This window comes from Vibrio sp. 1562 (genome assembly GCF_033340155.1).
GTDB classification, from domain to species: domain Bacteria; phylum Pseudomonadota; class Gammaproteobacteria; order Enterobacterales; family Vibrionaceae; genus Vibrio; species Vibrio alginolyticus.
This window is the reverse complement of sequence record NZ_JAWOVY010000004.1, coordinates 42698-66403: the sequence shown is the minus strand read 5'-3', so window position 1 is coordinate 66403 and position 23706 is coordinate 42698. Positions and strand designations below refer to the sequence as shown.

At 44.1% G+C, this 23706-nt stretch carries 24 protein-coding genes, 1 riboswitch and 1 other annotated feature; of the genes, 5 read left to right on the top strand and 19 right to left on the bottom strand.

Features of this window, described 5'->3' with window-relative positions; genetic code table 11:
• Positions 1-7 precede the first annotated feature (7 nt).
• From hisC to tet(35), 4 genes are all read right to left on the bottom strand, one after another.
• Positions 8-1048: a histidinol-phosphate transaminase gene (gene hisC / locus R7Z49_RS05490; protein WP_086046628.1), complete on the bottom strand. Its 1041-nt coding sequence runs from the start codon at positions 1046-1048 to the stop codon at positions 8-10.
• A gap of 18 nt (positions 1049-1066) precedes the next feature.
• Complete coding sequence (gene hisD / locus R7Z49_RS05485; protein ID WP_054577956.1) at positions 1067-2359, bottom strand: histidinol dehydrogenase; 1293 nt, start codon at positions 2357-2359, stop codon at positions 1067-1069.
• A 5-nt stretch (positions 2360-2364) separates the two neighbouring features.
• Positions 2365-3261 (bottom strand): ATP phosphoribosyltransferase, encoded by an 897-nt coding sequence (hisG, locus tag R7Z49_RS05480; RefSeq protein WP_005378180.1) that lies wholly within the window; start codon positions 3259-3261, stop codon positions 2365-2367.
• 53 nt (positions 3262-3314) lie between these two features.
• Positions 3315-3452: a sequence feature (His leader region), on the bottom strand.
• A gap of 180 nt (positions 3453-3632) precedes the next feature.
• Positions 3633-5234: a tetracycline efflux Na+/H+ antiporter family transporter Tet(35) gene (tet(35), locus tag R7Z49_RS05475; protein WP_318111434.1), complete on the bottom strand. Its 1602-nt coding sequence runs from the start codon at positions 5232-5234 to the stop codon at positions 3633-3635.
• A gap of 109 nt (positions 5235-5343) precedes the next feature.
• A riboswitch (Lysine riboswitch) is annotated at positions 5344-5526 on the bottom strand.
• A 582-nt stretch (positions 5527-6108) separates the two neighbouring features.
• Here tet(35) and R7Z49_RS05470 point away from each other — a divergent pair.
• A complete protein-coding gene (locus R7Z49_RS05470; protein WP_005378185.1) occupies positions 6109-6516 on the top strand; it encodes an H-NS family nucleoid-associated regulatory protein in 408 nt (135 codons plus the stop codon).
• A gap of 128 nt (positions 6517-6644) precedes the next feature.
• Here the strand turns inward: R7Z49_RS05470 and R7Z49_RS05465 are convergent, their stop codons facing one another.
• The gene (locus tag R7Z49_RS05465) at positions 6645-7949 is read right to left on the bottom strand and encodes an inosine/guanosine kinase (protein WP_005378187.1); all 1305 of its coding nucleotides are present in this window, start codon (positions 7947-7949) and stop codon (positions 6645-6647) included.
• A 117-nt stretch (positions 7950-8066) separates the two neighbouring features.
• On the bottom strand, positions 8067-8336 hold the full coding sequence (locus R7Z49_RS05460) for a hypothetical protein (protein ID WP_005378190.1): 270 nt from the start codon (positions 8334-8336) through the stop codon (positions 8067-8069).
• Between the two features lie 188 nt (positions 8337-8524).
• Here R7Z49_RS05460 and mnmA point away from each other — a divergent pair, with 188 nt between their 5' ends.
• The 3 genes from mnmA (at position 8525) to purB (ending at position 11801) form a co-directional block, all read left to right on the top strand.
• Entirely contained in the window at positions 8525-9649 is a 1125-nt protein-coding gene (gene mnmA / locus R7Z49_RS05455; RefSeq protein ID WP_054576398.1) for a tRNA 2-thiouridine(34) synthase MnmA, read from the top strand.
• Positions 9650-9659: 10 nt separating this feature from the next.
• On the top strand, positions 9660-10277 hold the full coding sequence (gene hflD, locus R7Z49_RS05450; RefSeq protein ID WP_005378194.1) for a high frequency lysogenization protein HflD: 618 nt from the start codon (positions 9660-9662) through the stop codon (positions 10275-10277).
• A gap of 153 nt (positions 10278-10430) precedes the next feature.
• On the top strand, positions 10431-11801 hold the full coding sequence (purB, locus tag R7Z49_RS05445) for an adenylosuccinate lyase (RefSeq protein WP_005378198.1): 1371 nt from the start codon (positions 10431-10433) through the stop codon (positions 11799-11801).
• Positions 11802-11934: 133 nt separating this feature from the next.
• Here the strand turns inward: purB and R7Z49_RS05440 are convergent, their stop codons facing one another.
• The 9 genes from R7Z49_RS05440 to htpX all read right to left on the bottom strand — a co-directional run bounded on the left by R7Z49_RS05440 (position 11935) and on the right by htpX (position 19153).
• Positions 11935-12468, bottom strand: coding sequence for a DUF3833 domain-containing protein (locus tag R7Z49_RS05440; protein WP_170897163.1), 534 nt, complete (start codon positions 12466-12468; stop codon positions 11935-11937).
• Positions 12468-13061 carry a chalcone isomerase family protein gene (locus tag R7Z49_RS05435; RefSeq protein ID WP_025766881.1) on the bottom strand — a complete coding sequence of 198 codons (594 nt, stop codon included), beginning with the start codon at positions 13059-13061 and terminating at the stop codon, positions 12468-12470. The genes R7Z49_RS05440 and R7Z49_RS05435 overlap by 1 nt, the downstream gene beginning before the upstream one ends.
• A complete protein-coding gene (locus R7Z49_RS05430; RefSeq protein ID WP_025766882.1) occupies positions 13021-13533 on the bottom strand; it encodes a DUF2878 domain-containing protein in 513 nt (170 codons plus the stop codon). Before R7Z49_RS05430 ends, R7Z49_RS05435 begins: the two co-directional genes overlap by 41 nt.
• A 6-nt stretch (positions 13534-13539) precedes the next feature.
• A complete protein-coding gene (locus R7Z49_RS05425) occupies positions 13540-14796 on the bottom strand; it encodes an SAM-dependent methyltransferase (RefSeq protein ID WP_025766883.1) in 1257 nt (418 codons plus the stop codon).
• Positions 14790-15608, bottom strand: a complete 819-nt coding sequence (locus tag R7Z49_RS05420) for a DUF1365 domain-containing protein (RefSeq protein ID WP_025766884.1) — start codon at positions 15606-15608, stop codon at positions 14790-14792. The genes R7Z49_RS05425 and R7Z49_RS05420 overlap by 7 nt, the downstream gene beginning before the upstream one ends.
• A 1-nt stretch (position 15609) precedes the next feature.
• Positions 15610-16920, bottom strand: a complete 1311-nt coding sequence (locus R7Z49_RS05415) for an NAD(P)/FAD-dependent oxidoreductase (protein WP_318111433.1) — start codon at positions 16918-16920, stop codon at positions 15610-15612.
• Between the two features lie 12 nt (positions 16921-16932).
• Positions 16933-17658 (bottom strand): SDR family oxidoreductase, encoded by a 726-nt coding sequence (locus R7Z49_RS05410; protein ID WP_085569595.1) that lies wholly within the window; start codon positions 17656-17658, stop codon positions 16933-16935.
• On the bottom strand, positions 17655-18074 hold the full coding sequence (locus R7Z49_RS05405; RefSeq protein ID WP_005378211.1) for a nuclear transport factor 2 family protein: 420 nt from the start codon (positions 18072-18074) through the stop codon (positions 17655-17657). The genes R7Z49_RS05410 and R7Z49_RS05405 overlap by 4 nt, the downstream gene beginning before the upstream one ends.
• Positions 18075-18283: 209 nt before the next feature.
• Positions 18284-19153, bottom strand: coding sequence for a protease HtpX (htpX, locus tag R7Z49_RS05400; protein WP_085569596.1), 870 nt, complete (start codon positions 19151-19153; stop codon positions 18284-18286).
• Between the two features lie 473 nt (positions 19154-19626).
• Here htpX and R7Z49_RS05395 point away from each other — a divergent pair, with 473 nt between their 5' ends.
• Entirely contained in the window at positions 19627-19830 is a 204-nt protein-coding gene (locus tag R7Z49_RS05395; protein ID WP_054575128.1) for a hypothetical protein, read from the top strand.
• 81 nt (positions 19831-19911) lie between these two features.
• Here the strand turns inward: R7Z49_RS05395 and bioD are convergent, their stop codons facing one another.
• Genes bioD through bioB form a run of 4 tightly spaced genes read right to left on the bottom strand, consistent with a single transcriptional unit; the run spans position 19912 to position 23606 of the window.
• Positions 19912-20598, bottom strand: a complete 687-nt coding sequence (gene bioD, locus R7Z49_RS05390; protein WP_025766887.1) for a dethiobiotin synthase — start codon at positions 20596-20598, stop codon at positions 19912-19914.
• The gene (gene bioC, locus R7Z49_RS05385; RefSeq protein ID WP_005388087.1) at positions 20595-21416 is read right to left on the bottom strand and encodes a malonyl-ACP O-methyltransferase BioC; all 822 of its coding nucleotides are present in this window, start codon (positions 21414-21416) and stop codon (positions 20595-20597) included. Before bioC ends, bioD begins: the two co-directional genes overlap by 4 nt.
• On the bottom strand, positions 21416-22567 hold the full coding sequence (gene bioF, locus R7Z49_RS05380; protein WP_025766888.1) for an 8-amino-7-oxononanoate synthase: 1152 nt from the start codon (positions 22565-22567) through the stop codon (positions 21416-21418). Before bioF ends, bioC begins: the two co-directional genes overlap by 1 nt.
• A complete protein-coding gene (gene bioB / locus R7Z49_RS05375) occupies positions 22554-23606 on the bottom strand; it encodes a biotin synthase BioB (RefSeq protein ID WP_318111431.1) in 1053 nt (350 codons plus the stop codon). The genes bioF and bioB overlap by 14 nt, the downstream gene beginning before the upstream one ends.
• Between the last annotated feature and the right edge of the window lie 100 nt (positions 23607-23706).

Here is a 23706-nt window from a genome sequence, read left to right as displayed (position 1 = left end):
TCTCTATTTATGCGTAGTAGTTTCTGATAAATCCAAGCGTTTTTTCGCACTCGTCACGGTTACCCACACTGATACGCACACAGTTTTCAATTGGCGAGTTACGCAAAATAATGCCCGTATCCCAAGCCGCTTTGAAAAGGTCATCGCCATCTGGGAATTTCACCAATAGGTAGTTCCCCCACCCTTCAAACACTTCCAAGCCCGGAATCATTGAAAGGCCAACTTGCAAGTAAGCACGGTTTGCATTCAAATCGAGAACTTGAAACTTCGCTCGCGCTAAACCAGCTTCCGAAAGCGCCTGAGTCGCAATTTCTGCCACTGGAACTGGGACTGGGTAAGGTGCGATAACTTTAAGAAGTACATTAATCAGCTCTTCGTTCGCAAGCGTAAATCCACAACGTAGACCTGCAAGCGCAAAAGCTTTCGACAGAGTACGCAGAATTGCAAGGTTCGGGTATTGCGCCAGTAGGTCTACCGTTGACGCTTCTGGACAAAAATCGATGTACGCTTCATCCATCACCACGATTGCACGGTCTTTTGTCATCTCAAGCAGAGACACAATGTCCTCACGCTTAACCAAGTTACCTGTTGGGTTGTTTGGCGAACATACAAAAACCAGTTTCACGTTATCCAGATTAGCTTCGATGCCTGCAAGGTCTAGTTGCCAATCTGACGTTAGCGGCACGGTTTTGCACTCTACACCGATGGTTTCTGCACTGATGGCGTACATACCGTAAGTCGGTGGGCAGTAAAGAATCGCATCTTCACCCGGCTCACAGAATGCACGAATCAGTAGTTCAATACCTTCATCCGCACCACGAGATGTTAATGTTTGCTCTGGTTTCACACCCGCATAGGCTGCGTAAGCAGAAATCAGTTCTTTAGGCTGACATTCGCTGTAACGATTAAGACGAGCAAAGTCTGTTTTGTATTCATTGTTAAATGGTGATTCGTTGGCATTTAGCCATACGTCACCCGTACCACCGATTCGGCGAGCCGACATATAAGGGGTAAGCTGTTGGACTTGTTTACGCGCTAGCTTTTCCATCTCATTACTCTCTTATTCTTACTTACTTGCTAATTTTTCTACGCGGATAGTAACAGCACGTTTGTGAGCGTCCAGACCTTCTGCTTCAGCCATCGTGACTACCGTTGGTGCAAGGTTCTTTAAACCATCAGCAGAAAGCTCCTGAACCGTCATTCGTTTAGAGAAATCCGCCAAACCTAAGCTTGAATAAGTACGTGTGTAACCGTAAGTAGGAAGGACGTGGTTAGTCCCCGATGCGTAATCTCCCGCAGATTCAGGAGACCAATCCCCAAGGAAGATAGAACCTGCGTTATCTAATAGAGGTAGAAGCTCACGAGGGTTCTTAGTCTGAACAATCAAGTGCTCAGGACCGTAGTAATTGGAAATAGAAACTGACTGCGTCATCGACTCGGAAATAATGATCAAGCTTGATGCCAGAGCCTTTTCTGCGATGTCTGCACGAGATAGCTCCTTAAGCTGACGTTGAACCGCATCCGTCACTTGATCAGCAATCACAGGAGAAGGAGTCACCAATACCACTTGAGAATCAGGACCGTGTTCCGCTTGGCTCAAAAGATCCGCAGCGATAAAGTCTGCATCTGCGGTTTCATCTGCAATCACTAGCACTTCTGATGGCCCTGCTGGCATATCAATCGCAGCACCGCGGAAATCATTGCTAACCTGTCGTTTTGCTTCGGTCACGTAAGCGTTGCCCGGACCAAAGATCTTATCTACTTTCGATACAGTCTCGGTGCCATAAGCCATTGCAGCAACTGCTTGGCCACCACCGACGTTGTACACTTCATCAATGCCACACAGCTTCGCGACATAAAGGATCTCATCAGCGATTGGCGGTGGAGAACAAAGAACGACTTTACGACAACCTGCAATTTTTGCAGGAACGCCGAGCATCAAAACAGTCGATGGCAAAGGCGCACTGCCACCAGGAATGTACAAACCCACTTTTTGAATTGGACGTGTTACTTGTTCACAAAGAACACCTGGCTGCGTTTCCACCTTGAGCGGTTGCGGCTTTTGCGCTTTGTGGAACTTAGAAATATTGGCGTAAGCTTGCTCTAGTGCGCTCTTCATTGACTCTGACAAACGCTCTGACGCTGCCTTAATTTCCTGAGAAGAAACACGAATGGATTCAGGCTTAACACGGTCAAACTTTTCTGTCAGCTCAATAAGAGCAGAGTCACCTTCTTCTCGAACTTTAGCAATAACTTCGGCCACAGCAGTGGTGATATTGGCACCTTCTGCAATAGCAGGGCGCTCCAAAATAGAGTCTTGCTGATTCTCACTTAATGATTGCCAAACGACTGTTCTCATGATGCTTACTCCATCATTTTTTCAATTGGTAGAACGAGAATTGAACTTGCGCCCAACTCTTTCAGCTGTTCCATTGTTTCCCAGAATAGGTTTTCAGAACTCACTAAGTGAACAGCCATTTTCTGCTTATCTGCAGAAAGAGGAAGAACAGTTGGGTCTTCAGCACCTGGCAGTAGTGCTTTAATTTGATCTAACTTCTCTGCTGGGGCGTGAAGCATAATGTACTTAGATTCTTTCGCTTGCTGCACGCCTTGCATGCGAGTTAACAGCTTTTCGATTAGCGCCACTTTGTCTGCGTCGAACTCACCTGTTCGTTGAATCAATGTCGCTTTTGATTTGAAGATAATTTCAGCTTCTTTAAGGCCGTTCGCTTCCAGTGTTGCACCTGTAGAAACCAAATCAGCGATAGCATCAGCGAGACCCGCGCGAGGCGCAACTTCTACAGAGCCTGTCAGCATACATGTAGAGAATGGAACGCCGGCTTCATCCATGTACGCTTTTAGAAGTTGAGGATACGTTGTAGCAATACGCTTGCCAGCTAAGTCTTGTGGACCGTTGTACTCTTCGTCCTTGTCGATTGCGATAGATAAACGACAGCCACCAAAATCAAGTCGACGAAGCTGAACAAACTCGCAGGGTTCACCTAATGCTTTGCGGTCAAGGCGAACTTCTTCTAGTTCATTTTCGCCAATAAAGCCAAGGTCAACCACGCCATCCATAATTAAACCTGGGATGTCGTCGTCACGAACCAAGAGTAAATCAATTGGCATATTTTCAGAATGGACAACTAAACGCTCGCCCATTACGTTGAACTTTACGCCGCACTGTTTTAGTAGAGCTTGACTCTCTTTGCTAAGACGACCTTTTTTCTGAATTGCGATTCTTAAACGTTGTGTTTGCATTGCTTTGTCCCTATGCAAGATTTTGATATCTAAGTATTTTTCAAACTAATAAAACTAAAAAACCCTCGGGAGATTGAAGTCTCCCGAGGGTTTAAAATCTGCTTTTACTTTGATTTTACCTCCGGGAGTTTCCTGCCTCCCGGGTATGCGTACATCGCCCGAAAGACTAGATTGGGTGATGATGGTGATGAATGTTCATTACAAAATTACGCATACTTATTTCAAGGCTCTTCTCATTTGCTTTGTTACCAACCACACTAACCAAGCTGATTACTTTTTTCAACCCTTAATTTTAAAAAAATTCGAATTGTATAACACAAATAAAAAAGGAGGCCGAAGCCTCCTACAATTTCACCTTTTAAATCAGTGAATTACGCACTCTGGCAAGACGCTATTTTAGACTTTGAAAGCCATGACAAAATAGCGCAAACGATAACGAATGTTATCGACGCTGCAATAAACGAAAACGCAATTGAAGCAGTCATACCAAGGGCAATAAAGCCCACGCATGAAACAAGCGCGACTGATAATGCATAAGGTAGCTGTGTTGATACGTGATCAATGTGGTTACAACGTGCACCCGTCGATGACAAGATAGTCGTATCTGAGATTGGTGAACAATGGTCACCGAATACCGCACCAGCTAAAACCGCACTCAGCATCGGTAGCATTAGCGCTACGTCTGTTGCGCCAGCCATGTCACCCGCGATTGGTAGCATAATGCCGAACGTACCCCATGAAGTACCTGTTGAGAACGCCATTAGGCCAGACAACAAGAATAGGATAACTGGTAGCCAGTGTGGGTTAATGTTGCCCTGCGCCATTGTCGAAAGGTAAGTACCAGTCTTCATATCACCGATAACAGAACCAATGGTCCAGGCAAATACTAAGATTAGAATCGCACCAAACATAGACTTAGCACCAATCCAAAGTGTACGTGCGATCTCAGCCATTGGTAGACCTTGCTTCACAACAGTAAACAGTGCAACAGCTAAGCCAAGCAAGCTACCGTAGATTAGTGATGTACCTACATCTGTATTTTCAAAAGCACCAAGAAGCGCAAACTCCTTACCATCAGCAGCCAATGCTTGGCCACCCGTGTAAAGCATTGAAGCGATAGTCGCGATAATCAGCGTTACGATAGGAAGTATCAAATCTGACACTTTACCCTTTTCACTTTCACGGATATCTAGCTCTTCGTTTAGGTCATGCGCTTCTTGCGAGTCATTTTCTTTGTCTTTATCAAAGCCGCGGCCTTGAGATGCAGAGATTTCATGCTCACGCATCTTACCGATATCGAGGCCAAACCACGCCACAGCAAACACCATAAGCAGTGCAAAAACTGCGTAGAAGTTCATTGGAATAAGACGAACGTACGCGCCAAGAGCCGAATACTCAGTGATCCCATGTGAGACTAAGATACCGCCGATAATCGTAATAATGTAAGCACCCCAGCTAGAAGCAGGCATGATCACACACATTGGTGCAGCAGTTGAGTCTAGAATGTATGCAAGCTTCGCGCGAGACACATAAAAACGATCGGTTACTGGACGAGAAATGGCACCAACAGCAAGACTGTTAAAGTAATCGTCGACAAAAATGAATACGCCTAAAAAGGCAGCAAGAAGTTTGGAGCCGCGTTTACTCTTCACTCGAGATTGTGCCCATTCGGCAAATGCACGAGTACCACCAGATAGCGTTAATAATGCAGTTGTCATACCTAATAAGATTAGGAAACCAACAATGCTCATGTTCCAAGTGTTAATTCCGCCATCTTCAATAAAGACAGAAGAAACTTGAGAACTCACGTAACTAACGGTATCACCGATAGACCAGCTATTAAGTAGAACCGCACCCAGCACGATACCTACACCTAAGGAAACTAATACACGTCGAGTCAGAATCGCCAAAGTCAAAGCGACAATAGGTGGCAATAATGAAACAGGAGAACTAGAAAAATCTATTAAATTCATGATCTTCAAAAACCAAAGTTTGGCTAGAGATCTACTGCAGACAAGTCACGTAGCATACGATACGTGCTCATGTTGAACTTAGCGACAGGGAAGCGAACACTCCACCCAACCCTACAGTAGCGCTCCATAGTTTAATGTGAATATATACTATGGCAGTGTTGTTCCTTTCAGATACAACCCCAGCAAGTAACTTTGATGAGTTACTTACTTCGGCAATCTTCGCCTTCCACTATTATTCATTGGCATCACCCCAATAATAGCTACTCTTCGAGACCGCGCCTCTACGGCAACAACAAACAATTAACCACTAACTGTACAAATTAACAACAAATTGTCTGCGATATTGCATCAGGTGGCAGCCATTGTACTTATGATGAGAGTCAATGCAACACATCAAACTAAATTAAACAAATAAATAATGACTGAGATAATTTATAAACCTTGCCTACTTCCATAAGTTTTGTGCAACTGAAATCACATCAATCATGTTATTTATGAAACATTATTACTACCTTAGAAATATCATGGTTTATCTTATATCAATAAATTAAGGATATATGACACAGCATTAAAGATGGATGCTTCATATTTTTAAGTAATAACTCAAATTTTTTTATAAAAAACCAAGCTATCACTCTCTCTATACAATAATGATTGTTGATTTTAGTTCTCATCTAATAATGATTTATTTCGAGTGTAATAATATTAATTGCTTTAAAAAATAGTCAAATTTAAACAAAATCTTGATTTAGCATTTGCACATAAGGAAAAGATAAAGTTAAATATAAGGACTCTTTGTTTATTTATAGATTGGCATTATTTAATCGTAACGATAAAAAGTGCCCAACACATTAACCTTTTAATAGGAATCGTTATGTCAGAGCTGACTAAAACCCTTCTAAATATCCGTAGCCTTCGTGCATTTTCTCGTGAGCTGACTCTAGAACAATTGGAAGAAGCTCTAGATAAACTCACTACTGTCGTAGATGAGCGTCGTGAAGCAGAAGAAGCAGAACGCGCAGCACAAGCAGAGCAAGAAGCTAAGCTTGCAGAGATTGCTGAGAAAATCGCTCAAGACGGTATTGACGTAGAAGCACTTATTACTGCGCTATCTGGCGAAACTAAGACGAAAGGCAAAGCGAAGCGCGCACCTCGCCCTGCTAAATACAAATACACAGATTCAAACGGTAATGAGAAAACTTGGACTGGCCAAGGTCGTACACCTTCGGCGATTCAAGAGCAACTTGATGCAGGTAAATCTCTGGATGAGTTCCTAATCTAGATCCGTGCTATTTTTTAAAAGGCTCCCATAGGGAGCCTTTTTTATTTAAACCATTACAAATAAAAAAGGCACATTTCTTAATGTGCCTTTTACTTTAGTTACAGAATAGTTAATTAAATCGCTTCGTATTAACGTTCCCAGTATGCTTCTTCTAGGCTATCTTCTCGCTCAGGAAGTCCGCGCGACAATCGTGGTGAATGTTGCACGAGAACTTCGTAGCTAGCACGGTTTGCGTATTTGCAGACTTGAGAAAAAGAAGAGTAAGTTAAATACTCGTTACTGTGCTTGCTTGAATTAGGCACATTTTCTTTATGGTATTTATTTGCTGCCATATCATGAAGAACAGCAGATAACGCAGCATCACCTGCGCCATTTGTATTCTTAATTTTTTCTGGGCCACCCATATATGGCGAGATATGCGAGTACACTTTTATTGGCGTCTCGCATGAGTCTTTTTTCGCCGGACGACTGAATTCATAACGATTAAATTCAGCAATTGACCCTGGAAGTAATGGCAAAGAAGTTTCGCGCTTCGCGCTATCCTCCGTATACCCAGCCATAAATAGACCTACAGGACCCGCCGTGCACAATACTAGATCAGCCCACTCCAATGTTTTATCAGACGCAGCAAGTGGATCAGATTCCCCCGTCAGTGCTTCTGCTTCATCTTCATTCATCGCAACGACTGAAACGTTATCTCGAATGAATTCTTGCCAATATTTAGGGTCATCTTGAATAACAAACTTTGTGCCTAAAGTCAGAACAACAGGCACATCATTCTTTTTCGCGTACTCAATTGCTTTCATTGTTGCTTCCGGCATTGGGTCGCCGTCTTTGCAACGTACTAGATATGACGTCAGTACAAGTGCTGATGCATTTTTAAAGATTTTCTCTGGAATGCTATCAGGATGGAGTTGGTTCATTTGCCCTTCGCTGATAGCAAAAGTACGTTCACCGTCTTCTGTGATAAGAGCAAAACAACGGCCAATTGCACCATCTACACCTTGTAGGTAGTTCAAGTCCATGCGGCTTGATGTATTACAAAGATAACGGTAACCGTAGCTGCCAATCTTAATATCCTGGCTCATCACTCCAAGTAGTGTGGAGCGGTCATCCGCTAGCACGGAGTAGTTATGTAGCGTGTTACCAATTGTACCGCCCGCATACTCATTGGTAATCAAGTTCTCTTCTTTCAGTTGCTGGTATAACTCTTCTGCTCTTTCGTCATCGATAACCAGAGAGTGACCTTTACTCAGACCGTACTTTTCAATCACATCCGTTGTAACTTTTGCTTCAATATCAACCAAGGTTTGGTCAATACCAATGATGTGAGTGCGCGTCATCTTCTTGCTTTCTTGTGCTTGGCTCACCAGCGGGTCACGAGCATGAACAGGAAAATAGTGCTTCGATTTGCGTTGTCCAGGAAATTTCATATTGTCAGTCTGAGTAAGGGGATGAAAAGGAGAGCGGATTCTATACCGCTAATAATAAAGCAGCAATAAAAGCGATTATAGCAAACGTTTGCTGACTACTTTTTTCTTTTAGGTGGCTTATTCACCTTCCATAAAGCTGAGATCTGGTAGTTGCTCAAGGTGCTCGCTATAACGCTTTAGGTTGAACTCACCCTCATTCTTCATTACATCAAAAATCTCAATTGACATCGCACATGCCATCATCGCAACCGCATCTTCACGTGGTGTGCCAGTCATCATTAAACGCATAAGGGTTTCTTTTACTTTAAGCGGGTTACCATCTTCGAGCTGATTTTCAACAATTTCAATCAACTCACTTTCTTGCATAAATTGGTTTTCTTCTGTCATTTGATGTTTCCTCTTGGATTTTGGCCAACTATGCCATATATACCTCTTCTATACTTGCGAAATTACTCGTTCGAATCTTTGTTGAAGAAAAATCCAGCGAAACGAATTGTGATTTCGATCTCGGATCTGTCACCGGTCTGTGGATTCTGATAGAATCTGCATCCCGTTTATTTAAGTGGTGTTTAGTAATGTCTGATAACAGCCAAAAGAAAGTCATCGTCGGTATGTCCGGCGGCGTTGATTCATCTGTTTCCGCGTATCTTCTAAAGCAGCAAGGCTACCAAGTAGAAGGCCTTTTCATGAAGAACTGGGAAGAAGATGACAACGAAGAATATTGTACAGCGGCAGAAGATCTTGCTGACGCTCAGGCAGTATGTGACAAGCTAGGCATCCACCTACACACTATCAACTTTGCTGCCGAATACTGGGATAACGTATTTGAGTACTTCCTTGCTGAATACAAAGCGGGCCGTACTCCGAACCCTGACATTCTTTGTAACAAAGAAATCAAGTTCAAAGCATTCCTAGAATTCGCTGATGAAGTACTTGATGCTGATTACATTGCAATGGGCCACTATGTGCGTCGCTCTTTCCCAGAAAACGGTGAAAAAACACAAATGTTACGTGGTCTAGATGGCAACAAAGATCAAAGCTACTTCCTGTACACATTAAGCAACGAGCAAATCGCACGTAGCCTATTCCCTGTTGGTGACCTAGAGAAGCCAGAAGTACGCCGCATCGCGGAAGAGCAAGATCTAATCACGGCGAAGAAGAAAGACTCTACGGGTATTTGTTTCATCGGCGAACGCAAGTTTACTGAATTCCTAGGTCGCTACCTTCCAGCTCAACCAGGCAACATCGAAACACCTGAAGGCGAAGTGATTGGTCAACATCAAGGCCTGATGTACCACACGCTTGGTCAGCGTAAAGGTCTACACATCGGTGGCCGTAAAGGCGGCGGTGGTAACGAGGACCCATGGTTCGTTGGTGAGAAAGATCTAGAACGTAACGTTTTGATTGCCGTTCAAGGTAAAGACCATCCAATGTTAAAATCAGAAGGTCTACTTGCATCACAACTTCACTGGGTAGATCGTGAGCCAATTCGCGATGTTATGAAGTGCACAGTGAAAACTCGTTACCGTCAGGAAGATATTCCTTGTACAATCATCCCTATCGATGATGAAAACATTAAAGTTATCTTTGACGAGCCACAAATTGCTGTAACTCCAGGTCAATCAGCAGTGTTCTACAAAGGTGACGTGTGCCTAGGTGGCGGCATCATCGAGCAACGCATTAAATATTCTCAAGCTTAGGAGTCGTTACGTGGCGAATACACTTTATGACCGTACTATCGCTTTCGCTGGGATTTGCCAAGCTGTTGCTTTAGTTCAACAGGTAGCGAGAAACGGACATTGTGATCAAGATGCTTTTGAAACATCAATCAACGCTATTTTGAGCACGAACCCTGCTAACACAGTTGGCGTATTCGGTCGCGAAGCCGATCTAAAGCTCGGCCTAGAATGCTTGGTTAAAGGGATTGATAGCACACCATCAGGCAGTGAAATTACTCGTTACATTATTAGTTTAATGGCGTTAGAACGTAAGTTAAGCTCTCGTAACGATGCTATGTCTCAGCTTGGCGATCGTATTCAAATGGCCAAGCGTCAGTCAGAGCACTTTGAGCTACTAGACGATCAAATGATCAGCAATTTAGCGAGCATCTATCTGGATGTCGTTAGCCCTATTGGCCCACGCATTCAAGTAACGGGCACGCCATCTGTACTGCAGCAGACGGCAAGCCAACACAAAGTTCGTGCTCTGTTGTTATCTGGCATTCGTAGTGCAGTTCTTTGGCGTCAAGTTGGTGGTAAGCGTCGCCACCTAATCTTCGGGCGCAAGAAGATGGTAGAGCAAGCACAAATCCTTCTTGCTCGTCTGTAGTAAAATATCAAATAAGCAGCTCGCGTTTATCGCGAGCTCATTTTTTTCGACTAAAACAAATCTCGCGCAAACGTTTGCGCAATATTCGTGACAATTGCCACAGTTATTGGTATAAAGCTCACGAAATTTAGAAACCCAATTCAGGAGAACATCATGGAACTGTCAGCATTGACTGCTGTTTCACCAGTAGACGGCCGTTACGGAAGCAAGACAATTGCGTTACGCGAAATTTTCAGTGAATACGGTCTACTAAAGTACCGTACTATCGTTGAAATCCGCTGGCTACAAAAGCTTGCTGCTACTGCTGAAATTGCAGAAGTGCCAGCGTTTAGCGCAGAAGCAAACCAATTCCTAGACGACCTTGCTGCAAACTTCTCTGAAGAAGATGCACGCCGTATCAAAGAGATCGAGCGTACAACTAACCACGACGTAAAAGCGGTTGAGTACTTCCTAAAAGAGAAAGTAGCAGACGTTCCTGAACTGCACGCAGTAAACGAGTTCTTCCACTTCGCATGTACTTCTGAAGACATCAACAACACATCACACGCTCTAATGCTTAAAGAAGCGCGTGAGAACGTGATTCTTCCAGAAATCCGTAACCTAATCGACGCTATCAAAGCACTAGCAGTGGAATACCGCGACATTCCTCTTCTATCTCGTACACACGGTCAGCCTGCTTCTCCATCTACTATGGGTAAAGAAATGGCAAACGTGGCGTACCGTATGGAGCGTCAATTCAAGCAAATCGAAAACGTTGAGATCCTAGCGAAAATCAACGGTGCAGTAGGTAACTACAATGCACACCTTTCTGCTTACCCAGAGCTAGATTGGCACAAGTTCTCTGAAGAGTTCATCACAGAGTCTCTAGGCGTAACTTGGAACCCTTACACAACTCAAATCGAACCGCACGATTACATCGCTGAGCTGTTCGACGCTATCGCTCGTTTCAACACTATCCTGATTGACTTCGACCGTGACGTTTGGGGTTACATTGCACTAGGCCACTTCAAGCAAAAAACTATTGCTGGTGAGATCGGTTCTTCAACAATGCCTCACAAAGTTAACCCAATCGACTTTGAAAACTCAGAAGGTAACCTAGGTCTTGCGAACGCTGTATTCGGCCACCTAGCACAGAAACTGCCTATCTCTCGTTGGCAACGTGACCTAACTGACTCAACGGTTCTACGTAACCTTGGTGTTGGTGTTGGCTACGCTATCATCGCTTACACTTCGACACTTAAAGGCATCAGCAAGCTAGAAGTAAACCGTGAAGCGCTTCTTGCTGAACTAGACAAGAACTGGGAAGTACTAGCTGAGCCAGTACAAACCGTTATGCGTCGTTACGGCATCGAGAAGCCATACGAGAAGCTGAAAGAGCTAACTCGTGGTAAGCGTGTAGACGGCGAAGCAATGCGTAACTTCATCGACGGTCTTGAGCTTCCTGAGCACGAGAAAGCACGTCTGAAAGAAATGACACCAGCGAACTATATCGGTCAAGCAATCGAGCTGACAGATAAGCTGTAATACTCCTGTAACGACCAGATACTTAAAAGGTTGACGCGAAAGCGTCAACCTTTTTTAGTTAGGGGAGTTAGGTCGGGAGAAAATAATTTTAGTTATATGGAATGGATTATTAATTGAAGATCAGCCCCATTTGTTATGGCTGCTTTTGGAAGAACAAGGTTATTGTTCCTACTTCCACACCAAACTTTTTTATTTTCGTTAGATTGAAAACGTGTCTGTCATCCTGACGATAAAGCCAATCATCAAAAGCAACCGTCACTGATGAATCCTCCATTTGTAGCTCAAAGTCATATTGCCACTGTAGCGCATTGCCCTGCTCTTCCCCTGTTGCTACACCTATAATATCGTCTGCCTTACCTTCATAACGACCGTCTTCTAATCTAGTGATAACCCAAATTCGCTGGTCCACCTCTCCGTCATCAAACACGAAGTCTTCCACCAGCGTCAGCGTATCACCCGCTACAGTACCCACTATATCGACTTCAAAGCGACGGGTTTGCTGTTCGGTATAATCTTGCACCATCCCCCACGCCTTTATGTCGCCTTCGAAATAACCGAATACGTCAAAAGTCGGTGTAGAAGAGCGGTAATTATCAATGTCTGCGGAACATGCCGAAAGAAAAACAGCTGCCACTAAAGTCGCTGATTTAAAAATTCGTTTAAGCACTATCTAACCTGCCCTATCAATTGTTTTCGGAGTTTCGGGAATTCTGTGTTGGGTGATAACCATATAGCTAAAAATGCATCGTTCATTCGTTCGTCTTCAATGATGCCAACGTTCTTTACTTGCACGTCCCCAACCTGCTTATAAAACAGCTGACCAGATTTTCCATCTGTTAGATAAGTAAGCTCGTCACCTTTTTGAATATCAGGAAACATACGATCGAGCTCGCTGATCCAGGCTTTTCGATATGAGTCCGTAAAACCCAATTTCGCCCACTGCTCATCCGTCACATCAAGCAGCTGTTGCTTACTGATGTCTCTCTTGTAATTAATTTCCAACGCAAGGGGATGTGGCGATACGTCATCGCTTACGATGAACTTTCCATCAGGCGCTTTTAATCTTGAGTGATAAATATCGAAGATGAACCAGGTAAGTTGGGCTTCTCCAACAGTTTTCCATCCCTTCCAATTAGCAATGTTGCTAGCAGCTTCGCTGTTTCCAACGGGTTGAGCTTGCAGAGCAAAAGAACCAGTTACTATTACCAACGCAAGCAACCTAGTCAGTCTCTGAGTTAAAACTCTCTTCAAGCTTTTCATTTCCGTACACCTTGAGTATCAAGAGCATCATGACGCACCATTCGACAAACAACATTGCCAGTGTAGCGCCAGTGCTAAATCCAAATTCAACGGCTTGGAGCTTATAGCCAGCAAAGTAGCTCACTGTTCCTCCGAGTCCGCCTACTATTGATACGTAGGTTTTTGGGAAACGGTACAAAATTGACTTAAGTTGATAGGCATACCAAGAAAACAAAACCCACAAGCATAATAACCAGACTGGCAGCCATGGGGTTGGAAAGACAAAGACCGAGAGTTGTTGATTGAGCGTATCAAGCACGAGCCCGCTCGTGACGATCACACCAATACTTTTGAGCGAAGATGCGTCAGTTTTCAAACAATATAGTAGGGTTGCCAAAGTAAGGAATAACGTCACCCATTGCCATTGATAGGTTCCAAGCACCGCTGCAAACCAGCAGAGTTGGAACCATGTCGAAGCAAGAAATACCTTCATAACGAACTACGGGCGTTGAAACGTCATGTGAACTGCACTGATCGTGCGAGCCAAAAAGCCCCCTTCACAGTAGCTCAAATAGTAGCGCCACATACGCACAAAGCGATCGTCGTAGCCAAACGAGCGCACTTCATTCTCTGCTCGATTAAAACGAAGGTGCCATTCGTTCAGCGTCTTGGCGTAGTCCAAACCAATATCGAACAAGTCTCGCGTCACTAAGTCACTGTACTTTGTTGTTGCTTGGGTTAGTGAGGTTACCGACGGTAAAAAACCACCCGGGAAAATGTACTTTTGGATAAAGTCGACGTTGTTACTGTAGTAATCGTAACGCTGATCGGCAATCGTAATCGCTTGAATCGCCATCAAGCCACCAGACTTCAATAAAGACTCACAGACCTTAATGTACGAAGGCAGGAATTGTTTGCCCACAGCTTCAATCATTTCAATAGAAACGAGCTTGTCATAAGTGCCGGTTAGGTTTCGGTAATCTTCTTTGAGTAGAGTGATTTTGTCTTCTAAGCCACGCTCTTTGATTTTTTGCTCCGCGTACGCGTGTTGCTCTTCAGATATCGTTGTTGTGGTGACCTGACAACCGTATTGTTCAGCCATGTAAATCGCCATAGCGCCCCACCCAGTGCCAATTTCAACAACATGATCGGTAGATTTCAGCTCAAGTTGCTGACATAGACGATCCATTTTGTTGATTTGAGCCTGCTCTAGAGAGTCGTCCGCATGATTGTAAAGCGCCGACGAGTACAGCATATTGGTGTCAAGGAACGCTTCGTATAGGTTGTTACCCAAGTCGTAATGCGCATGGATATTTTTACGTGAGTTCTCTTCAGAGTTTCTGTTTGACCAATGGCTGAACTTGTACAGTATTTTAGTCAACCAACTGCCTTGCTCTTCGAGTTTATCTAGAGCACGCATGTTAAGGGCCATCAGTTTCATTAATGAGGTTAAATCGGGGCTATCCCACCACCCATCCATATAAGCCTCACCAGCAGCAATACTGCCGCCCTGCAAGATCCGTGAATAAAAGCCTGGATGTTTTACCTCTATAGTAGCGACAACAGGTTGACCACTGTACTCCCCATTTGGCGCACTAAAACGCTCGCTTCGCTCTGTCGTTTCCGTCTTAAAACTTTCAATAACTGTTAAGCAGCCGATTTCCATTTTTTGCAGACATTGAAAAATAACTCCGCGAGCCGCTTTTTGCGTTGTCGTCAATTTACGCGGCAATGTCATAGAACTAGTATTTAACATGCAGAATTCTCCTTGTGCTTTTTATTTTTTTTGTCTGTTTTTTCAGTATCGGCTTCTATTTCTTCATGCGTTGAATATTTAGGATGAGAATAAAAAGGTGCGCCTTTCACCCAAAGTTTTAATGCGTGCCAATAAATACCAACCATTACTTTTACCGTTTGTATTGGTGTAACGATCAAACACCTCAATAAGGTTTTGCTTGAAAGTGGCTTGGCTTTCATAACCATGGTGGCATCAAAGTGTTTCTCTCCTTTGTGACATTCAAGATGAATATTCAACTTGTCTGTCAAAGGTTTAATTCTCCAGCGGTAGAGTTGGTCAATCGGGTTGAATGGTGAAACATGGAATGCTTTAACTTGTTCCCAACCAAACTTTTCTTCTTCTTTATCTGCTGACACCACGTAGTAATGTCGTTCATTCCAAGGAGTGTTACTCACCTCTGCGAGGAGATACTTCCATTCTCCTTCCGCGTTATAAACGTAGTAGAAATTAACGGGACTGAAATAAAGTCCTAGATAACGCAAGTGACAGACTGCGATTACCTTGCCGGTACAGCGAACACCTGTCAGTTCTTCAATTTTGCTGTGCACTGCCGACTTGACGCTACCTTCACCAATGTAATCACTGCGCTTGAAGCGAGCCCAATGCCACCAACGCGAACCAAAACCCCATACTTTTTTCTCTAAAGCATCGATCTCGTCTACATCAATGGCGGGCATAAATAAAGAGTAGTTCAACTCATGATTCACCGGCGTGAATCGACGGTGACGAACGTTGCCTATAAACAATCGGCTGTTCATTTGGCTATCCATATCACGCTGCGCCTTTTTCGAAAGGAACCACATTTTGTTCGCGGTACTTTTCTTCTAGTTCTTTCACAACATCAAGCGCGCTACGCACGCCATCTTCATGAAAACCGTTGTACCAATAAGCCCCGCAGAACCAGGTACTTTGTTTGCCCTGTATCTCATCTTTGCGCTGCTGCGCTGCAATAGACTCAGTGGTGAATACTGGATGATGATAAGTGAACGAACGCAAGACTTTATTTGAGTTAATTTGCTCAGTACTGTTCAACGTTACACAAAACGTGTGTTCTGATTGAATATGCTGAAGAATATTCATGTTATAAGTGAGCGAAGGGAGGCGTTGCTGTTCCTCTTCACTTCCTTCCAATAGGTAGTTCCATGATGCCCATGCTGCCTTACGTTTTGGTAGTACGGCAGAGTCGGTATGAAGAACAACTTCATTTGCTTGGTATGTCATATCCCCCAAGATTTCCTGCTCAATTGGGCTGATATCCTCTAGCATTCTCATTGCTTGATCACTGTGACAAGCAAAGATAACGTCATCAAACCAATGCGTTTCTCCGCGAACTTGAACGCCAACCCCTTTTTCGTTGCGAACCACTTTTTCGACAGGACTATTAAGACGAATATTCTCCGCAAAGCCTTTGGTCAATGGTGGAATGTATGAACGTGAACCACCTTTAATCACATACCATTGTGGCCGGTTAGTCACATCTAGCAGACCGTGGTTGAGGAAGAAACGTAAGAAGAACATAAGAGGGAATGCACGCATGTCAGCTAAAGTCGACGACCAAATCGCAGCACCCATCGGTAATATGTAGTTATCGGTAAAGAAAGCACTGAATTTGTGTTCATCAAGGAACTCACCTAACGTCTGAGAGTGCGAGGATTGCTCGCTAGCGAAGCGCTTGGCAAGTTTATTGAAACGAAGTATCTCGAAGATAAATCGATAAAATTTAGGGTTTGCCCAGTTGCGTTTTTGAGCGAACAATGTCGACACTGTGTGGCCGTTGTACTCTAGTCCGTTCCCATCGTTTCTGACACTGAAGCTCATTTGAGTCGGCAGACCTTCAACGCCAATCTCGCTCATCATTTTAATGAAATTAGGGTACGTACGGTCGTTATAGACGATGAACCCAGTATCTATCGCGTATTCTTTACCATCAAGGCTCACATCAACGGTTGCAGTATGGCCACCGATGTAATCGTTCGCTTCAAACAGCGTTACATCATGTTCTTTATGCAAGTAATAACCACAAGTAAGGCCAGAGATTCCCGTTCCCACAATTGCTATCTTCTTTCTTTCTGCTGTTTTCATTCTTATTCCTTCTTATGCTACGAGTTTAGCAGTTAGGCGAGCTTGCCAACTGTATGGAAGTAACGAGATAAAACGTAAAATACTGGTAAATCTCGCTGGGAAATAGATATAGGTCTTGTTGGCGGCTAACTGCTTCCTGATAGAGTCCGACGCTTGCTGAGTAGAAATGATCATTGGCATTTCGAAGTCGTTTTTGTCAGTCAACGGCGTTTCAACAAAACCAGGAAACACCGTTACCACATTGATCCCTTTCTTTTTCAAGTCGACGGCGAGCGTGCGTGCAAAATAACTGACTGCCGCTTTGGATGCGCCGTAAGCTTCAGCACGAGGCAGTGCCACTTCTGATGCGATAGAGCCAACAATAACAATGCGGTGCCCTCTCTCTAAATGCACTTGGCAGCCTTCAACGCAGTTGGCAACACCGACAACATTTACGTTCATCACACGCGCCATGAGTTTCGCGTCGACCACTCCCTCATCCATGTACTCACAATCGCCTGCGTTAAAAAACCATGTGTTTGGCGTAAAGGGCAATTTAGAGAGCGCCTGCTGAGTTTCCTCATAATTTGTCACATCAAACTGCAATGTATGAATTTTGGAGGAAACTGCCTCCAGTTCTGCAAGAACATCTTGATTCCGACCACAAGCAATCACATTCCATTCTGAGTTCGCGTAATCTAGGGCAAGCTGTCTTCCTATTCCGGAGGTTGCGCCTGTGATTAAGATGGTGTTGTTCATTGTCCTAACCTCTGCTTGATGGTTTTAACGACTGAACCAAGTAACGGTAAATGCTCATAGAGCATCTCTCCGAGATCAAAATAGTCTCGGTGATAAATGACCTGACCTTCGCTAAATTTGAGGTGCGAAACACCATTGACGAGAATAGGCGCACCCTTCTGAAGTTTGGGATGCTGAAGGTCCATTGTCCAAGTTAGGAAGCCTGTATCTCCTACTTGTTGATGCTCATGGATTACAAAATCACAACTGATGACGTTGGCATATAATGAGGTGAAATAATCCGAAAGTGCTGGCCATCCTTCTAAACGATGCGCTGCGTCCTCAAATACTACATCTTGGTGATATATATCCTTAAGCAGATGTAAGTTCGCTTTGTTGAGCTTTTGATAGATATTGCCAACAGACTGTATGTCCATTTTTTACTCCTACACGCCCATTAAGTTGTACAAAATTATTATATGTACAAGATAGTTCATTCCACCAAAGTTGTACAAAAATAATTTTGTATAACTTTATTTCTGTAAGTAGTACGTGATGAAGTTCGCACGCGATCAATCGGCGAAAAAAAAGGCTTGGTCAAAACCAAGCCTTTTCAGCAGATTAACAATTATTTAAGTAGGAACAATTAGTATTGCTGGCCTCGCAACGCTGCAATACGTTTATCTAGCGGAGGGTGGCTCATTAGTAGCTCAGTCAGCGACTGCTTGCCATTGATACCAAACGCCATCATGGTGCCATCCAGTTGAGATTCATGACTCACCTTCAAACGCTCTAGAGCCGCAATCATTTTTTCTTTGCCAACGAGGCGCGCAGCACCTGCGTCCGCGTGGAATTCGCGATGACGGCTGTACCACATAGTCAAGAAGCTAGCTAGGAAACCAAATACCAGTTCAAGCACCATGGATACGCCAAAGTAAACCATCATATTTGTACCTTGGCCTTCTTCATCTTCGTTCGATGCCACGATATTGGCAATAAAGCGTGATAGGAAGATAACAAACGTGTTCACGACACCTTGCATCAACGTCATCGTGACCATATCACCATTTGCAATATGGCTCACTTCGTGTGCAAGTACTGCCTCTGCCTCATCACGAGTCATATTGTGTAAAAGACCAGTAGAAACTGCGACAAGAGAGTCATCTCGTTTTGCACCTGTCGCAAATGCATTGATATCTGGTGAATCATAAATAGCCACCGTTGGCATACCAATACCCACTTGTTGAGCTTGACGACCCACAGTTTCGACTAACCAATGCTCCGTTTCGTTGCGCGGGCTTTCAATGACCATACCACCAACCGAGCGTAGCGCCATACCCTTTGACATCATCAACGAAATAAATGCGCCACCAAAACCAAATACAGCAGCCATTACAAGTAAACCTGACAGACTGCCTGGTTGCATTCCAGTTACAGCGTAAACAATATTCAGAACAACACTAAGCACTAGCACGACAGCTAGGTTAGTTGCTAGGAATAACATAATTCGCTTCATTACTTTTCTCCGAGGAAGCTTATCGTTTTTTTAAAACGGATTGTTATAAGGAACAAATGGTAATCGCTATAAAAGCCAATTCCGTTGATTTTCATGTTCCGTGCGTTATAGATATAGTCTATCCGCGATAAAAACAAGGTTAAGCAATAAATTGCAACATTTGTTTTCGGGACTGAAATATTTGATTCAAGCGATTTCAAAACATGCTTTGGTAGGAGCTGGAACCTCCGTTCATATACATTTATCAAAATGATGAAATAAGCTCTGAGCTACTCATCATCTATTGATAGATGATCTTGGTGTTAAATCTATCACCTCTTAGCAACTTAGCTAGAAATTTTTTAATAGACCAAAAACAGTACGTTAGCTCTGCTATAGACTTTGGTCTTATTGTGCGGCCACATGGACATGCTAAATTCGAATGAGATGAACAAAACAGAGCCACTCTAAGTACATTGCAAAAAGTGCATTGGGTGAGTTCAAAAACTCCATGTATTGAGGGAAAAACCATGGTAGAAACTAACGACTATCAAATGGCTATTGATTTACTACGTTGTCACCTAGGCATCTCAGAGGACGAGGCAAAGCAACAACTTGGTATTTCAACCGATCATCATATGTCTCAGCGTGTTGCAGAAACACAACAAGCATTGATGGGGCTCAGCCAAGATAAGTAATCTGACTTTTTAGGTTACACCAACAAGAAAGGGCTGCATTGCGCAGCCCTTTGGTTTTTTAGTCTTTTACCCTAAACACCATTAGTCAGTGTTTAGCAACGGCTCTACATTAATGTACTTGCCTAGCTCTTTACGTTTAGCACTTGGAATATATGGAATTTCCCCAAGCTTAGGTGCATCGATACGTGCTTCTAGCATCTCGATAATGTCAGCGTAGTGCTCTGTGCCTGGGTTGACGCGGTTTGCCACCCAGCCAACAAGATTCAAACCATCCGCTTTAATACTCTCTGCTGTGAGTAAAGCGTGGCTCAAACAGCCTAATTTAATGCCAACCACCAGTACAACAGGTAACTGCTCTTCTTTTACCCATGTAGATAAACAGTCCGTATCGGATACTGGCACACGCCAGCCTCCAGCACCTTCAACGAGAACAACATCGGCTTGCTGCTTATGTTGAGCCAGTTTTTGACTCAGAACATCGTAACTTATTTCGACATGTTCATGCTTCGCTGCAATGTGGGGAGAAGCAGGCAACTCTAAAGCGTATGGGTTCACATCATCATAGTCCACATCGAGTGTTGCGGCGTCTTGTAAGTGTAAAGCATCAGAGTTACGCCATCCGGCTTCAGTCTTGTCACTCCCTGCTGCCACTGGCTTATAACCAATAGTGTTTAGTCCTTTTGCGGCGATCGCTTGCAAAATGGCTTTAGACGCTACCGTCTTTCCAACATCAGTATCCGTACCAGCAATAAAAAAAGCATCAATCATAGATGTATTACTCCAAAACAAACCTGATAACTTGCAGGTAGAAGACCTTGATCGTTTTTAAACGCTTGGTACGCATGCTCAACTTTTAACAAAGTCTCGCGACTAGTTAAACCGTGTGAGCGCCCGCTTACGTGATTTGCACCTATACCTTTGAGGTCACGCATAACTGAAAATGCAGAGTCGTACCAAACTGTGATGGTGGTCAAGTCTAGTTGATGGCTGTCACATCGAGATTGCGCTAACGCAATTTTTACCTGATTGAGCGTTAGAAAGTTATTGACGTGTTGATATGCATCAATTTTTTCCCATGATGCACGCAGCTCATACAGTGATCCATCAACCAGTGTAGAGAACCACGCTTTCCCACCATTTTTTAGCACGCGGCGCACTTCTTTTAGTGGGTAACTTAAATCTGTACACCATTGCAGCGCTAAACTTGAAAACACGTAATCGAAGCTATCATCGTCAAATGGTAAGTTTTCAGCATCAGCAACTTGGTAATGCATTCGTACTGCACCACAACGCTGCTCTGCTTTATCTAACATGGCTTGAGAGATATCGCCGCAGACTACTTCCGCACCGCGTTGTTGAAGTAGTTGGGAGAAATAACCCGTGCCACAACCTAAATCCAATACACGTTTTCCCGTCAAGTTTTCAGGAAGTTTATCAAGCAGCTGATGCCCGACATCACGTTGAAAAGCCGCATGTTTATCGTATGTTTCTGCTGCTTTACCAAACGAAGAGGCAATCGCGTCTTTATCTTGATGGAAACTCTCTAACGCGAGCGTTTGCGCTAATGCGGTAGTTGCATTATCCATTACAGCGCTCCTAATGCTTGCTTCAATGCGATTGAAAGCGTTTTAACTTGTTCATTAGTGTGATTGGCAGTGAGTGTTATTCGAAGACGAGACGTTCCTTTAGGCACCGTCGGAGGGCGAATAGCAGTCACCCAAATACCGTTTTGGCGACAAGCACCTGCTACTCGCAAAGCCAATTCAGATTCACCAATCAAAAAGGGCTTAATCGAAGTTTGAGTCTCAACAAACCCCTCAAGGCCGCTAAGGCTATCTCGATACACTTCACTAAGCTCAGAGAGCTTTTCACGTCGCCAAGACTGCTCTTGAACCATCGAGACTGCATGAGTCAACGCATACGCTTGTGCTGGCGGTATCGCCGTGGAATACACATGGTGACGAGCAAACTGAGTTAAAAAGTCCCCCGTTGCGTGGTCACATAAAATAGCTGCGCCAGACGTACCAAACGCTTTACCGAAGGTAACGACCAATAACTCAGGCTTAACCGCGGCATGCTCGCAAGAGCCACCACCGGATTGACCAAGAACGCCAATACCATGAGCGTCATCGACAGCAAGCCAAGCATCATGACTGCGAGTGACTTCAGCTATATCGCTGAGCGGCGCACAATCACCGTCCATGCTGAACACCCCTTCAGTCACAACCAGATGGTTGTCTTCGCTATTAATCAGCGATTTCAGGTGCTCGATGTCATTGTGCTTGAAACGCTTCATCTTAGCTGGTGACAACGTCCCCGCTTCCATCAGTGAGGCATGGTTCAAACGGTCTTGGATCAATACGTCTGACTTTTCTAACAAGGTGAACAACAAGGCTTGATTAGCACTGAACCCAGAACCAAACAAAATTGCTCTGTCGTAACCCAGCCATTCGGTCAGTGCGGCTTCTAAATTGCTGTGCGCGGCACTAAAGCCAGTCACCATCGGTGATGCCCCACTACCACTGCCGTATACACTCAAACCTTGCTGCCAAGCACGAACAAGCGCTTGGTCATTGGCCAATCCCAAATAATCATTACTTGAGAAATTAATGTAGCGTCTACCTTCGTGTTCCAAAACGGACTGGTTACCGGCAAACACCACATTCATAGAACGATTCAACCCTTGCGTTTTACGCTCAGCAAGGGCGGACTCGATACGAGATTTAAACGCTGGCATCGTAGAAAAGGTCGTCTTTTGTTGGACGAGCAGCAACACGCTCTACGACGCGATCGAGTAACTCATTTTCTTCGATTTCATCAGGCTTTTGAGACACCTCTTGGCTGTTAATGCCGAGCTTATTGAACAGCATCATGTCTTTGTCTTCTGAAGGGTTTGGCGTGGTCAGAAGTTTGCAGCCGTAGAAGATGGAGTTTGCACCCGCCATAAAACACAGCGCTTGCATTTGTTCGTTCATGTTTTCACGGCCAGCGGATAAACGAACGGCTGATTGAGGCATCATGATTCGTGCAATCGCAATCAGGCGAATGAAATCAAATGGCTCAACATCACCCACTTCTTCCAACGGTGTGCCCTTTACCTTCACGAGCATGTTGATTGGAACGCTTTCAGGGTGTACCGGTAAGTTAGCCAATTCAACCAACAAACCTGCTCGGTCATTGGCACTCTCACCCATACCGATGATGCCACCAGAACAAATCTTCATGCCGGCATCACGAACGTGAGAAAGCGTATCTAAACGGTCTTGATAAGTACGTGTGGTAATGATGTTGCCATAAAATTCAGGAGACGTATCTAGGTTGTGGTTGTAGTAATCCAAACCTGCGGTTGCCAGTTGTTTTGCTTGATCTGGTGTCAACATGCCTAATGTCATACACGTTTCTAAACCCATGCCTTTCACGCCTTTGATCATGTCGGTCAAATGTGGCATGTCACGCTCTTTCGGGTTTTTCCATGCTGCGCCCATACAGAATCGAGTAGAACCAGCATTTTTGGCTTTTTGCGCAGCATCGAGTACGCGTTCTACTTCCATCAGACGCTCTTTCTCGATGTCTGTGGTGTAACGAGCACTCTGAGGACAGTACTTACAATCTTCTGGACAAGCACCTGTCTTAATCGACAGAAGCGTGCTTACTTGAACATGGTTGGTTTGTTGATATTGACGATGTACAAGCTGCGCTTCGAATAGGAGATCCATGAATGGTTTTTCCATGAGATCGCGCACTTCAGCATGCGTCCAGTTATGACGAACTTCCACGTGTATTCCTTTAGTCACTTTTGTTGTTGTGTTGACAGTCTACTGAGTCTCGATAAACTGTCAACACAACACAAAAGAACAAAGTTTACATTTGTTTGTT